Genomic DNA, 13,542 nt, shown 5'->3' with positions numbered 1-13,542 from the left:
TGAAGGAACCCTCATGATCACTCTCGACGGCAAGCGTGCCATCGTCACCGGCGGAGCCACCGGCATCGGCCGGGCCACCGCTCAGGTCCTCGCCGAACTCGGCGCCCGCGTCGTCATCGCCGACATCGACCCGGACGGCGGCGAGCGGACCGCCAGGGACACCGGCGGTGTCTTCGTCCGCTGCGACGTCTCGCGGCGCGAGGACTGCGAGGCCGTGGCCGCCGCCGCGCGGGAACACTTCGGCGGCGTCGACGTGCTGTTCAACAACGCCGGCGTCATCCGCCGCTCCACCGTCTGCGAGATCACCGAGGACGACTGGGACCTGGTGATGGCCGTGAACGTCCGCTCCATCATGCTGATGAGCCGCCTGGTGATTCCCGGCATGGCAGCGCAGGGCGGCGGCTCGATCATCAACACCGGATCGGGATGGGGCATTTCGGGCGGCGGTCGGGCCATCTCCTACTGCGCCTCCAAGGGCGCCGTCGTCAACATGACCCGCGCCATGGCCATCGACCACGGTCCCGACAACATCCGCGTCAACTGCGTCTGCCCCGGCGACACGGCCACCGGCATGCTGGCCGAGGAAGCCCGGCAACTCGGCGAGAGCTCCGACGCGTTCTACGCCGAGGCCGCCGACCGGCCCCTCGGCAGGATCGGGCAGCCGAGGGACATCGCCCAGACCGTGGCGTTCCTGGCGTCCGACGCGTCGTCGTTCGTGAGCGGGGCGATCATCCCGGTCGACGGCGCGGGTACCGCGTGACTCGCCGTTAACGGATAATCGACCGACGGAAGAGGAGGGCTGCCCCACATGCCAATCGAGAACCGCCCGCTGCGCGAACAGGTCAAGGAGGAACTGATCAAGCGCCTCGGGCGCGGCACGATCGCCACCAATGAGCCGATCAACGAGGGGCAGCTCGCCACCGAACTCGGGGTCAGTCGCACTCCGCTGCGCGAGGCGTTGATCACGCTCGAGCGCGAGGGCGTCATCACCAGCGAGCGCGGCAAGGGTTTCCGGTTCACGCCGTTGAGCGCGCAGGAGTTCCGTGACCTGACCGCGATCGTGGCGGCGCTGGAGGCGCTGGCCCTGGAGTCCAGCGACCCGGAGCACCTGCGGGCGACGGCACCCCGACTCCTCGAGGAGGCGCGGGCCTTCTCCGCGCCGCAGGCTCCGCACGACGTCATAGAGCGCTACGACGACGCATGGCACGACCTGCTCCTGTCGGGCTGCACCAACGACCGGCTGATGCAGCTGATCACCTCGCTGAAGGTGACGATGCACCGCTACGAGCGGGTGGCCCTCGGCGACCAGGACATCCTGGAGCGCTCCGCCGTGGAGCACGAGCGGATCGCGCAGTGTCTGCAGCGCGGCGACACCGACGCGGCGGTGGCGGCGCTCAAGGAGAACTGGAACAGCGGGATGCACCGGATCCTGGAGCATCTCACGGACTGAGGCCACCCCCGGGGGCCGCGGCCGGCCGGCGAGCGTCCGCGCCGGGCCGTCCCGGCGCGCCCCGCCGATGTCGTCGGCCTCGGCGCACCGGTGCGCCCGGTGGTGCCCGGCTGTTCCGCACAGAGCGATATGACGCCCACCCGGCCGCCCTGACCTGGCACCACGGCATGCTCAGCCGGGGCCCCGTCAGCTGCCGGTGCGGTGGAAAGCCGCGTCCGGGCGGTCGGCCGACCGCCACGACACACCGCATCGGCAAGGTTGGGCTCCACCGCGACCAGCGGAATCACCACCCCTGGCACCTGACCGTCGCGGTGGCCGCACGGTGGTGCGGGCCAGGACGGACGCCGGCGCACCGGTCGTCCGCCTGCGGCACGGGGCCGGCTCGCAGAGCACACCGGTCGCGGCCCGCCCGACGACAGAGGGGGGCGCGGCATGCGGCAGTCCGCGCGTCGGCGGGCGCCGCCGGCCCCGCGGGCGGGCGCCCGCGGGGCCGGAAGGTACGGCCGCGCGCCGGGTCAGCGGGTGCGGCCCGTCACACGCCACGCCGCGGGCAGCAGTGCGCTCGCGGCCAGTGCCTTGAGGACGTCACCCACGAGGAACGGCACGAGGCCGTGGGCGACGGCCCAGCCGAGCGACTGGTGGGTGACCAGGGCGAGCACGGGGACCCCCAGCGCGTAGACGGCCAGCGAACCGGCGACGTACGTCAGCAGGGTGCCGCGCAGGCTCCGGTCGGCGCCCCGCTGGGCGAGCGCCCCCACGAGGTAGCCGGCCACGACGAACCCGAGGAGGTAGCCGCCGGTCGCGCCGAGGACGGCGGGCATGCCGCCGGTGGCACCGGAGAAGACCGGCAGCCCCACGGCACCGGCGGCGAGATAGACCAGCTGGCTCAGCGCGCCGCGGGTGGCGCCGAGGGCCGCCGCGGTCACGAGCACGGCGAACGTCTGCAACGTGACGGGCACCGGTGAACCGGGCACCGGCACCGAGATCTGGGCGGCGAGGGCGGTGAGCCCGGCGGCGCCGACGACGAGCACGGCGTCGCGGGTGCGGCTGCGCGCCCAGAGGTCGACGAGCGCGCCCCTTCGAGGGGCGGCCTGTGCGAGGGAACTCATGGTGGCGGGAATCCTTTCGGACTGTGTGGAGGGGGCAGCGGGTGGGTCAGGACGGCTGGGGTGGGGTCAGCGCCGTGCGCAGCTGTCGGACGCGCTCCGCGGCCGCTGCTCTGGCGTCCAGCGCCTGCTCCATGGACACCGGGCGGAAGCGGGTGCGGGTGCCGGGCGCGGACTGGCCGACGATGTCGAGATCGGCGCTGATCACCGTTGCGACCATGGCGTAACCGCCGCCGGAGACGGCGTCGCGGTGCAGGATGATGGGCTCCACTCCCCCGGGCACCTGGATGGAGCCGAGCGGGTATCCGGCGTCCACGATGTTCGACGGGTCGGATCCGGCGCCGAAGGGCTGCACCCGTTCCTCCCACTCCAGCGTCCCGCCGCTGTACCGGAAGCCGATCCGGTCCGCCACCGGCGTCAGGGTCCACGTGGTGTCCAGCAGCGAGGCGAGGCCCGTAGGGGTGAGCCGGTGGTCGTACAGGCCGATCATGACGCGCAGGTCGAGTTCGCGGGACAGCACGGGACGCAGGTGCTCGGGCACGACCAGTCCCGGCCGGCCGCCGCCGGTACCGACGGGCAGCACGTCCCCTGCCCGCAGCACACGGCCCTCGAACCCGCCGAACGACCCGAGGGCGTACGTCGACCGGCTGCCCAGCACCGGCGGCACGTCGACACCCCCGGCCACGGCGATGTAGATCCGGGCGCCCTGTTCCAGGTAGCCGAAGGAGAGCACGTCGCCGGCCGCGACGCGGAAGGACTCCCACTGCGGTGCGGGGCGGCCGCCCACCAGGACCGGCATCCGGGCACCGGTGACGGCCACCAGCGCGGGTTCGGTGAAGCGCAGCTCCGGCCCCATGTAGGCGGTCTCGATCAGGGCGGCGCCGTCCTCGTTGCCGACCAGCAGGTTCGCGGCCAGTGCGGAGTACAGGTCGACCGCGCCCGACGGCGGGATGCCCACCGAGTAGTAGCCGGGACGGCCCTGGTCCTGGACGCTCGAGGCAAGCCCGGGGTTGACGATCTCAATGGCCATAAAGGGCCTCCAGCAGTGTGGCGTTGTAGGCGTCCGGGCCTGCCAGGAAGCCGCGCAGGCTGAAGTCGACCGGGCTTTGGCGGTAGCGGAAGGTGCCCGCCGCGACATCCGCCTTGATGCGCTCGTACTCGCCCTCGTCGATCGGACGGAACTTCACGATGTCGCCGGGCCGGAAGAAGACCATGAAGTCCTCGAAGTCGGGCAGTTTCCGGGCCGGGTCGAAGATCGGCACCGGGGTGACGCCGAACATCTGGTAGCCGCCGGCGCCGCGCACGGAGTAGATGCAGGAGAAGCAGCCGCCGTACCCGACGGTCAGCGCCGGTGTGTCGGTGCGGGGGCGCAGGTACTTGGGGACTTCGAGCTGCCGCTCCTGCGGGACCATCTGGAAGAGGAAGGGGAGTCCGGCGACGAAGCCGACCATCGACGTGATCCACGGCGAACCGGAGTGGCGGTCGATGAACGCCTGCACCGAGGGCAGTCCGTTCTCGATCGCCGCGAATTCCAGGTCGTTGCCCTCCGGCCGCTGGTGGCGGTCGCGGAACCGGGCCCCGGTCTCGTTGGTGAACGGGTCGTCGTACCAGACGGGCACCTCGACGATGCGTGTCTCGAGCGTCAGCGACGGCGCCTCACCGACCTCCCGCTCCACCTGCCGGACGGCTGCCTCCAGTGCCGCGGGGGCGATGACGTCCGGGTCGAACCGCACCATGAGGGAGGCGTTGGCAGGGCAGATGTCGACCACGCCCGGCGGCTTCCGGCTGTGCAGCAGTCTGGCCATGGCCATCGCCCGGAAGTTGACCTCGAGGCTCATGGCCTCGTCGAGTCGGACGACGAGGTGCTCGTCCCCGCCCCACGAGTAGTGGCTGCCGATGGGCGCACTCACGCGGTCCTCCCGGTGCCGTCGTGTCCGGAGGCACGGCCGGCCAGCCGGCTCTCCAGGAATGTCGTGTGGTAGTCCGCTTCGACGAACTCCGGCAGGTCGGCCAGAGCACGCAGGAACGGTGCCGTCGTGGCCACTCCCTCCACCTCGACCTCGTCGAGTGCCCGGCGGGCGCGTGCCAGGGCGGTCTCGCGGGTGTCGCCCCAGACGATCAGCTTGGCGATGAGGGAGTCGTAGAACGGGCTGACCTGGCCGCCTTGCTCGCAGCCGGAGTCGACGCGCACGAACGGCCCCCCGGGCATCCGCATCGCGGTGATCGTGCCGGGGCTGGGCATGAACCCCAGGTCGGGGTTCTCGGCGTTGAGCCGGAACTCCATGGCGTGTCCGCGCAGTTCCACCTCCTCCTGGGTGAAGGACAGGGAGGCGCCCGCGGCGACCGTGAGCTGTTCACGCACCAGGTCCCTGCCGGTGACCATCTCGGTGACCGGGTGCTCGACCTGGATGCGGGTGTTCATCTCGATGAAGAAGAACTCCTCCCGCACGGAGTCGTAGAGGAACTCCACCGTCCCGGCGCCGGAGTAGGACACCTCGGCCGCCAGGCGCACCGCTGCCTCGGTCATGGCCTGGCGGACCCGTGCGGGAAGGCCGGGCGCGCACGCCTCCTCGACGATCTTCTGCCGGCGGCGCTGCAGGGAGCATTCGCGCTCGCCCAGGTGCAGGAAGTGCTCGCCGTCGCCGAAGACCTGTACCTCGATGTGGCGGGCCCGGGGCACGAACCGCTCGAGGTAGACCTCGCCGCTGCCGAACGCCGCCGCCGCCTCGGCCTGGGCGAGGGGGAGCGCCGTACGCAGCTCGTCCGGGCTCTCCACGATCCGGATGCCGCGGCCGCCGCCGCCGGCCGCCGCCTTCACCGCGATCGGATAGCCGACACGCTCGGCGGCCTCCAGGGCATCGCTCAGGTCGGTCACCGCGCCGTCGGAGCCGGGTACCGTCGGCACGCCTGCGCGGGCGGCGGTGGAGCGGGCCAGCGCCTTGTCGCCCATCAGCCGGATCGCCTCGGGAGAGGGACCGACGAACGTCATTCCCGCGTCGGCGACCTGCTGGGCGAACGCGGCGCGCTCGGAGAGGAATCCGTAGCCGGGGTGTACGGCGTCCGCCCCGGACCGGGCGGCGGCGGACAGGACCGCGTCGCTGTCGAGATAGCTGCGGGCCGCGGGAGCGGGGCCGATCACCACGTGCTCGTCGGCCAGACGCACGTGCAGGGCGTCGGTGTCGGCCTCGCTGCAGACCGCGACGGTCCGCACGCCGAGTTCGCGGCCCGCCCGTATGACGCGCACGGCGATCTCGCCTCGGTTGGCCACCAGGAGTTTGCGCATGTCGTCGTCAGCCCGCCTCGATGGTCGCGACCGGGTCTCCGGGACCGAGCAGCGCGTCGTTCTCCGCGATGAAGGCGGTCACCCTGCCCGGGGCTCCGGCCTTGACCTCGGCGAACTGCTTCATCACCTCGATGATTCCGATGGTCTGGTCGGCGGTGACGGTTGCGCCGATCTCGGCGAACGGCGGCCGGCCCGGTGCCGGGCACCGGTAGAAGACGCCCGGCATGGGGGAGCGCACAGTGTGCTCGGACATGGATGTCCCTTCAGGGTCTGCTTCGTTGTCTGTCGGGGAGTGCTCAGGCCGACTGGATGACCTGGCGTACGGCGGTGGCCACTTCGACGGCGTTCGGGGTGTCGGAGTGCACGCAGATGCTGTCGAAGCGAACGGGTATGCGCCGGCCGGAGTCCGTCTCGACCAGACCGTCGGTCAGCGCGAGCCGGGCGCGGTCGGCGGCGAGACGGGGCGCCGTGGCGTGGGGGCGGCGGACGATGGCGAGGCTGCCGTCGTACCGGTATCCGAGGTCGACGTAGAACTCCGCGACGAAGGGGACGCCGCGCCTCGCCGCGACGCGTTCGTGCGCGGTCCCGGCCATGCCGTAGACCGGGACACCGTACTGCACGGCCACATCGCAGATGGCGTCCATCAGTTCCTCGTCGCGGGCCGCCATGCCGTAGAGCGATCCGTGCGGCTTGATGTGGCGCAGCGGCACTCCCTCGGCGTCCAGGTAGCCCTTGAGCGCCGCGACCTGGTAGAGGACCAGGGCGCGCACCTCGTCGGAGAACAGCTTCATCTCCCGGCGCCCGAAGCCCACCGCGTCGGGCAGACCGGGGTGGGCGCCGATGGCGACCCCGGCGGCGGCCGCCTTCGTCACCGTCTGGTGGATGCCCACCGGGTCGCCGGCGTGGAACCCGCAGGCCACATTGGCGGCGTCCACCAGCGGTAGCAGGGCGTCGTCGTTGCCGAACGAGTGAATGCCGAATGATTCACCCAGGTCGGAATTGAGACTTACAGGCATTATCACACCTTATGGGGTAGTAGGGGGATGCGATGGGGAAGCCGCGCTCGCCGAGGCGGCGACGGCGTCGAGGACCGGGGTCGGCGGCCGGCCGGCCAGTACCCCGGCCACATCGAGGCGGGGGCCCGGCAGGGACAGGAGCACCTGCCACAACTGGCTGACGGTGGTCACCACGACGCTCCGGCCCGTCCCCGAACGGACCACCCACGCCCCGATCGAGCAGGTCACCCGCGCGGGATGGCCACACGTGCCCAGCACGTCGTTGACGATCCGGGCGGCCTCCCAACGGGCACGGCCGGTGCAGAAGATGCCGGACCAGGCGTCGGTCGCCACGGCCCTGCCACAAGCGCCACACACGGTTCGCTCCTACGGCATGACGTCGCCGGAGTTGGGCCCCAGCGTCTGGCCGACGAACAGGTCACCGCCGGGGGACGAGGCCAGCAGCACCGCGGTCGGCGCGACCTCCTCGGGCGTCCCGAACCGCCCGAGCGGCAGCTCGGCGCGCTTCGCCCGCTTCCAGTCCTCGGATATCCCGTCGACCAGAGGCGTTTCGATGGGGCCGGGGGCAATGGCGTTGACCAGCACCCCGTCCCGGGCCACCTCCAGGGCCAGGGCCTTCGTCAGGCCCAGGACGCCCGCCTTGGCCGCGCAGTAGTGCGTCAGCGACGCCCCGCCCTTGATGGCCAGCTGGGAGGCGATGTTGATGACCCGGCCGTGACCGCGGGACACCATCCCGGGAACCACGTACCGGCACATGAGGAACACCCCGGTCAGGTCCACGTCGATGGTCTGCTGCCACTGTGCCGCCGACATCTCCACCAGCGGGCTCTGGGTCAGGATGCCTGCGGAGTTGACCAGGACGTCGATCCGGCCCAGCAGCTGCTCGGCCGCGGCGACGGCACACCGGACCAGTTCCTCGTCGGTGACGTCGGCGGCGACGCCGCCGACCGCGCCGATGGACCGCGCGGTCCGCTCGGCCGCTCCGGCGTCGTGGTCGAGCACGACCACCCGCGCCCCGGCGGCGACGAACGCCTCGGCGATCGCCCGTCCGATGCCACTGGCGCCACCGGTGACCAGGGCCGTCCGGCCGGTCAGGTCCGCGATCGCGCTCATGCGCGCATCTTCACGGTCAGGCCGCCGTCGACGACGAGTTGCTGGCCGGTGACGTACCCGGCCTGCGGTGAGGTGAGGAACCGGATGACGTCGGCGACCTCGTCGGGCTGCCCCACCCTGCCGAAGGGGATGTCACCGCCCGCGCGGAGGAGGCCCTCCGGGCCGAGGGAGTTCACCGGGTCGGAGGACTGGGGGGTCTCGATGAGCCCGGGTATGACGGCGTTGACGCGGATGCCACGGGGAGCCAGCTCCACCGCCAGGCTGCGGCACAGTCCGAGCACCCCGGCCTTGGCCGCGGCGTAGTGAGCGTGGTCCTCCCATCCGTAGACGCCTCCCGCGATGGACGAGACGGCGACCATCGCGGAACCCTCACCCATGTAGGGGGCACACGACCGGAAGGTCCGCAGCACACCGGTCAGGTCGACGGAGAGCATGTCGTCCCACGCCTCGTCGGTGAGGTCGGCCAGCGGGGCGCGCCGCAGGACGCCGGCGTTGGCCACCGCGTAGTCGATCCGCCCGAAGGCCGCGTGTGCGCTGCGTGCCAGTTCGTCGACCTGAGCGCTGTCGCGGACGTCGACCTCGACCACCAGCCCCTCGCCGCCGGCGGCCTCCGCCTGGCGCAGCGTCTCGTAGGGGTCGTGCGGATCGCCCGGGAAGGTACCGATCACCACGCGTACGCCCTGGCGGGCATAGCCGACCGCGAGGGCCCGGCCGATCCCGCTGGCCGCTCCGGTGATGACCGCGACACCCGACGCGAGGCCACCGCCCTGCGTCTGTGCTGCCATGGTGTGAGCCTTTCTCAGAATTCTGTGCGATGTGCGATGTGCCATGTGCGATGTGCGAGGCCTCGTGGTCACCGGGGCCTGCGGGGAAGGGAGGCCTCCGGGACCCCTGAGGTCTGCGAGGTCTGCGAGGTCTGCGAGAGGGAACGGCGCCGGTGGGTGGAGAGGGCCCCGCCCACCGGCCCCGTGAACGGCCGCGCGCCGTGGTGAGCGGTCAGTGCTCCAGGCGGGCGACGGGCTTGGCCAGCAGCATCAGCGCCCCGGAGAGGAACGTGCCGACCGCGCCGACCCAGAGCGCCGCCGTGCCGGTGCCCCAGGCAGCCGCCGCTCCGGTGAAGAGGAACCCGCCGAGGATGGTGCCGGGCTGGCTCATCGCGCCGATGATCACCGTGCCGGTGCCACGGCAGTCCGTCGGGTAGCACTCCCCCATGTAGAACATGATCGCGGCGTACGGGCCCACCAGGAAGAACAGCCCCAGGGCGTAGGTGGTCACGATGAGTGCCGTGCTGGTGACCAGCGGGGAGAGCATCGCCGCGAAGGCCGCACCGGAGATCATCCACCCGATGACGATGGTCCGCTTGCGCCCGATGCGGTCGCCCAGCCAGCCGTGGAAGATGTATCCGAAGTAGGCGCCCAGGTTGATGACGATGAGCATCCAGAACGCGGTGCTCAGCTGCACGCCCTTGGCGTTGGCCAGGATGGAACTCCCCAGCACGCTGAAGATGTTGATGCCGAAGAAGTTCACGATCCACGCCAGCGAGAGCACGATCGTGTTCCTGCGCAGCTCGGGCTGGAAGATCCGGGCGATCGGGGCGCTGTCGGTGTGCTCCACGCCGTACTCGGCAGCCATCTCCTCGGCCTCGCGGGTCTTCCCCTCGGCCTTGAGCCTGGTCAGCTTCTGGTGCAGCTCGAACTGCGGGGTCTCCCGCAGTTTCCTGCCGATCGTGATGATCAGCACGACCGCGGGAAGGCTCGCGACCAGGTACATCGCACGCCAGCCCATCGAGTCCAGCAGGACGAGTGCCAGAGCGCTGGACAGCAGGAAGCCGAGCGGCCAGCCGCCCTGGACGATGCCGTACCAGAACCCGCGGCGCTCCCGCTTCTTCTCGTCCTCGGTGATCGAGAACACCTCGTTGAGGTAGGTCGCGTTCACCGACTGCTCGGAGAAGCCGAGGCCGCCGAGCGACCGTACGCCGACCATGCTGGCGATGCTCGTCAGCCCCATCTTCGCGGGGGTGATGGCGGTCAGCAGGGAGGCCACGGCGGTGCCGCCGATGGTGACCATCATGCCGCGCCGGCGCCCGAGCCGGTCGATGACCGGTCCGACACCGAAGGCGATGATCGCGGTGCCGATGGCGATGAGCGTGTTGACCAGGTAGGCCGTCGACGCGGTCCAGCCGAAGTCCTTCTGCATCACCGGGAGCAGGGTCCCGAACAGGCCGTAGTCGAAGACCGCGACGGTCCAGGCCAGCAGCGCCAGGACCACGGCCGTGTTGGTCTGCTTCCGGGTGAACGCCGGGAACTGCCGCCGGCCGCGCGCCGGTGCCGACTCGGGCGTGTCGCCCGTCGGTGAGACCGTCTCGCTGTTCATCTGGTCTGCCCCTTCCACGGGTGACGGGCGGCGTAGTCGTCGGCGATCTGGTCGAACGTGACCCAGCGGACGCCTTCGTGGCCGTTGATGTGCTCGATGAGCCGCTCCAGCATGAGCAGCACCTGCGGACGCCCGGCGACGTCCGGATGGATGGTGAAGGTGACGGCCGCGTAGTCCATCTCCCGGTGGACCCAGTCGAACTGGTCCCGCCACATCTGCTCGATGTCCCGCGGGTTGACGAAGCCGTGGCTGTTCGGGCTGGCCTTGATGAACATCATCGGCGGCAGGTCGTCCAGGTACCAGTTCGCCGGGATCTCGATGAGTTCGGTCTCCTCGCCGCGGACCAGCGGCTTCATCCAGTCCTCGGCCCGGGCGGTGTAGTCGATCTTGGTCCAGCTGTCGCCGACCCGCACGCGATAGGGCGTGAAGTCGTTGTGCATCAGCGAGTGGTCGTACTTGATACCCCGTTCGAGCAGGAGCTCGTTGGTCACCGGCGAGAACTCCCACCAGGGCGCGACATAGCCGGTCGGACGCCGGTCGGTGACCCTCTCGATCAGGTCGATGCAGCGGTCGAGGACCGCGGCCTCCTGGGTGCGGGTCATCGCGATCGGGTTCTCGTGGCTGTAGCCGTGCACGCCCACTTCGTGTCCACCGTCGACGACCTGGCGGAACTGGTCCGGGAAGGTCTCGATCGAGTGGCCGGGCACGAACCAGGTGGTCTGCAGGTCGTACCGGGAGAACAGGTTCAGCAGACGCGGTACACCGACCTCGCCGGCGAACATGCCGCGGGAGATGTCGTCCGGGGAGTCCTCGCCCCCGTACGACCCCAGCCAGCCGGCGACGGCGTCGACATCGACGCCGAACGCGCACAGGATTTCCTTGGGCAAGGTCGACTCCTTCCATCACCCGGCCACCGCGGCCGGGAGTCGTGTGTCCAGCGGCTGGGTTCAGCCGGTGGTGTAGGCGGCCAGCGCCTCCCGCACCGCGCGCGGGTCGGCGTGGACTCCCAGGAGCGCCGCGAGCAGCACCCGGGCCTGGGGCGGACGCAGCACCCCGGTGGGGACGGCGCCCGCGGCGAGTAGGTCGGCGCCGCCGCCGTTGCCGTAGATCGAGGCGACGGGCCCGGCGGCGACCCGCGTGGACGTGGCCACCACGACCCCCGAGGCCGTCAGTTCGGACACCGCCTCGCAGATCTCGGTGTTGGCGTTGCCGGCGCCGGTGGCCTCCAGCACGATGCCGCGCGCGCCCGCGGCGGCGAAGGCGCGCAGGGCGGTCGCGTCCGCGCCGGGATAGCACGCGACGATGTCGACGCGCGCGCGGGAGGGGTCCATGGCCGCCAGGTCCAGCCGCAGCCGCGGCCGCGATGCCTGTGAGAGGTGGACGGTCCCGCCGCGCACCCAGCCGAGCAGCCCGCCGTCGGGGGAGGCGAACGTGCTCGATGCCGTGGTGTGGCTCTTGCGCGTCCCGCCCGCCGCGAACACCGAGCCGTCGAAGACGATCAGTGTGCCCAGCCCCCGGCTCGACGGCTGCGCGGCCACCGTGACGGCGTCGGAGAGGTTGCGCGGCCCGTCGCTGTCCGGTGCGTCCGCGGGCCGCTGAGCGCCGGTGAGCACCACCGGACGCTCGTCGTGCAGGAAGAGGTCGAGGAAGAGCGCCGTCTCCTCCGCCGTGTCCGTGCCATGTGTGATCACCAGGCCGGCGACGTCCTCCTCGCGCAGATGCTCCTGGGCCCGCAGCGCGAGCGTCCGCATCCGCTCCAGGGTCATCAGGTAGCTGCCGATCCGGAACACGTCGTCGACCTGGACCCGGACGCCGTCGGCCGCGGCCAGCCGCTCCACCAGCTCGGCGCCACTGGCGCGCGCGACGGCTCCGCCTGTGGCCTTGCTCCGGGTGGCGATTGTCCCGCCGGTCGCGAGCACCATGACGGTCCGCACCGATACCTCCTGAGATCTCCCGGTCTTGCCCGACCGATATGTCCGCGCGAACGTTTGCGCCGAACGATTGCGCATATAAAATGCGACCCGAGGGCAGGCGTCAAGCCATCTGGGGGAAAATGTTGGCGAGTGGAGAGGAAGGCAGGAATGGTCGAAGGTTCTACGGGGGGGCAGCTTCCACACATAGATGCTGCGGGACGGGCCACCCTGCGCACGGTCGCCGAGCTCGCCGGCGTCCATGTGTCGACAGTTTCGCGGGTCCTGAACAGGACGATGGGCACCGGCGTCCGGATGGCCGGGCGGGAGACCGCCGACCGTATCCGGCGCATCGCGGAGGAAGTCGGCTACACGCCCAACCCGCATGCGACGAGCCTGCGCACCCAGCGCAGCAACCTCGTCGGGGTGCTCGTCCCGCAACTCGTCGACATGGTGCTGGCCACCATCTACGAGGGCATCGAGGAGGCGTGCGCGGCGTCGGGGTTCTCCGCGTTCGTGGCCAACACCGGTGACGACCCGGTGGCGCAGCGCCAGCGCACCGAGATGGTGCTCGCCCGTCGAGTGGACGGGATGATCTTCGGCGACGCACATGTGGACGGGCGCTTCCTGAACGAAGTGGCCGGGCGTGGCGTGCCGTTAGTGCTGGTCTCCCGGCGGGCCGACGCACACCCGTCGGTGACCTGCGACGACTACCGGGGCGGTCAGCTGGCCGCCGAGCACCTGCTGCAGCTGGGCCACCGCCGGGTCGGGGTCATCGCCGGTGAGCCGTACGCCAGCACGGGCATCGACCGCACCGCGGGCTTCCGGGACACCTACGCAGCCGCGGGGATCAAGGTGCCGGCCTCCAGGATCCTGCATTCCCGCTTCGACACCGGTGGGGGCCGCGAGGCCATGCAGCGGCTGCTGGCCGGGCGCACCAGGCCCACCGCGGTGTTCGCCGTCAACGACTTCGCCGCGATCGGCGCCATGGAGGCATCCCGCAACGCGGGACTCACCGTCGGCACCGACATCGCGGTCATCGGGTTCAACGACGTGCCGCTCGCGGGATCCCTGCCCATCGGACTGTCTACCGTCCGGTCCCCCATGCACGACATGGGAGTGCGTGCGGCCCAGCTGCTCATGAAGCGGCTCGCGGGCGAGGACGTCGAATCCGAGCGGTTGCCTCCCGCCCTGGTCGCACGCGCCTCCACACTGGGCTGACACACGCAGGTGGGCCGCCGTCGCGATGGCGTCGGCGGCCCGGCCGGGGCGGTCACGAAAGTGCTCGTAG

Annotated in this window: 15 protein-coding genes; 3 read left to right on the top strand and 12 right to left on the bottom strand. The window is 71.2% G+C overall.

Annotated features, from left to right (window positions below):
- The first annotated feature begins 13 nt into the window (after positions 1-13).
- Both VKA29_RS30840 and VKA29_RS30835 read left to right on the top strand, forming a co-directional pair.
- Positions 14-760: an SDR family NAD(P)-dependent oxidoreductase gene (locus VKA29_RS30840; RefSeq protein WP_324789295.1), complete on the top strand. Its 747-nt coding sequence runs from the start codon at positions 14-16 to the stop codon at positions 758-760.
- A 48-nt stretch (positions 761-808) separates the two neighbouring features.
- The gene (locus tag VKA29_RS30835; RefSeq protein ID WP_324789294.1) at positions 809-1,450 is read left to right on the top strand and encodes a GntR family transcriptional regulator; all 642 of its coding nucleotides are present in this window, start codon (positions 809-811) and stop codon (positions 1,448-1,450) included.
- Positions 1,451-1,965: 515 nt separating this feature from the next.
- Here VKA29_RS30835 and VKA29_RS30830 read toward each other — a convergent pair.
- The 12 genes from VKA29_RS30830 to VKA29_RS30775 form a co-directional block, all read right to left on the bottom strand.
- Positions 1,966-2,559 (bottom strand): biotin transporter BioY, encoded by a 594-nt coding sequence (locus VKA29_RS30830; RefSeq protein WP_324789293.1) that lies wholly within the window; start codon positions 2,557-2,559, stop codon positions 1,966-1,968.
- Positions 2,560-2,605: 46 nt separating this feature from the next.
- The gene (locus tag VKA29_RS30825; RefSeq protein ID WP_324789292.1) at positions 2,606-3,586 is read right to left on the bottom strand and encodes a biotin-dependent carboxyltransferase family protein; all 981 of its coding nucleotides are present in this window, start codon (positions 3,584-3,586) and stop codon (positions 2,606-2,608) included.
- A complete protein-coding gene (locus tag VKA29_RS30820) occupies positions 3,576-4,466 on the bottom strand; it encodes an allophanate hydrolase subunit 1 (protein ID WP_324789291.1) in 891 nt (296 codons plus the stop codon). Before VKA29_RS30820 ends, VKA29_RS30825 begins: the two co-directional genes overlap by 11 nt.
- The gene (locus VKA29_RS30815; protein WP_324789290.1) at positions 4,463-5,839 is read right to left on the bottom strand and encodes an acetyl-CoA carboxylase biotin carboxylase subunit; all 1,377 of its coding nucleotides are present in this window, start codon (positions 5,837-5,839) and stop codon (positions 4,463-4,465) included. Before VKA29_RS30815 ends, VKA29_RS30820 begins: the two co-directional genes overlap by 4 nt.
- A gap of 7 nt (positions 5,840-5,846) precedes the next feature.
- Positions 5,847-6,092, bottom strand: a complete 246-nt coding sequence (locus VKA29_RS30810) for an acetyl-CoA carboxylase (RefSeq protein WP_324789289.1) — start codon at positions 6,090-6,092, stop codon at positions 5,847-5,849.
- A gap of 43 nt (positions 6,093-6,135) precedes the next feature.
- Positions 6,136-6,855, bottom strand: a complete 720-nt coding sequence (pxpA, locus tag VKA29_RS30805) for a 5-oxoprolinase subunit PxpA (protein ID WP_324789288.1) — start codon at positions 6,853-6,855, stop codon at positions 6,136-6,138.
- A 9-nt stretch (positions 6,856-6,864) separates the two neighbouring features.
- Positions 6,865-7,188: a hypothetical protein gene (locus tag VKA29_RS30800; RefSeq protein ID WP_324789287.1), complete on the bottom strand. Its 324-nt coding sequence runs from the start codon at positions 7,186-7,188 to the stop codon at positions 6,865-6,867.
- Positions 7,189-7,221: 33 nt separating this feature from the next.
- Positions 7,222-7,968: an SDR family NAD(P)-dependent oxidoreductase gene (locus VKA29_RS30795; RefSeq protein WP_324789286.1), complete on the bottom strand. Its 747-nt coding sequence runs from the start codon at positions 7,966-7,968 to the stop codon at positions 7,222-7,224.
- A complete protein-coding gene (locus tag VKA29_RS30790) occupies positions 7,965-8,753 on the bottom strand; it encodes an SDR family NAD(P)-dependent oxidoreductase (protein WP_324789285.1) in 789 nt (262 codons plus the stop codon). The genes VKA29_RS30795 and VKA29_RS30790 overlap by 4 nt, the downstream gene beginning before the upstream one ends.
- A gap of 211 nt (positions 8,754-8,964) precedes the next feature.
- Positions 8,965-10,341 carry an MFS transporter gene (locus VKA29_RS30785; RefSeq protein WP_324789284.1) on the bottom strand — a complete coding sequence of 459 codons (1,377 nt, stop codon included), beginning with the start codon at positions 10,339-10,341 and terminating at the stop codon, positions 8,965-8,967.
- Positions 10,338-11,228 carry a polysaccharide deacetylase gene (locus VKA29_RS30780; protein ID WP_324789283.1) on the bottom strand — a complete coding sequence of 297 codons (891 nt, stop codon included), beginning with the start codon at positions 11,226-11,228 and terminating at the stop codon, positions 10,338-10,340. Before VKA29_RS30780 ends, VKA29_RS30785 begins: the two co-directional genes overlap by 4 nt.
- 60 nt (positions 11,229-11,288) lie before the next feature.
- Entirely contained in the window at positions 11,289-12,275 is a 987-nt protein-coding gene (locus tag VKA29_RS30775) for an asparaginase (RefSeq protein WP_324789282.1), read from the bottom strand.
- A gap of 147 nt (positions 12,276-12,422) precedes the next feature.
- Here VKA29_RS30775 and VKA29_RS30770 point away from each other — a divergent pair, with 147 nt between their 5' ends.
- Entirely contained in the window at positions 12,423-13,472 is a 1,050-nt protein-coding gene (locus VKA29_RS30770; RefSeq protein WP_324789281.1) for a LacI family DNA-binding transcriptional regulator, read from the top strand.
- Positions 13,473-13,542 lie beyond the last annotated feature (70 nt).

Origin of the sequence: Streptomyces sp. H51 (assembly GCF_035656535.1) — a bacterium.
Taxonomy (GTDB): Bacteria; Actinomycetota; Actinomycetes; order Streptomycetales; family Streptomycetaceae; genus Streptomyces.
This window is presented reverse-complemented; position numbering and strand designations above follow the sequence as displayed.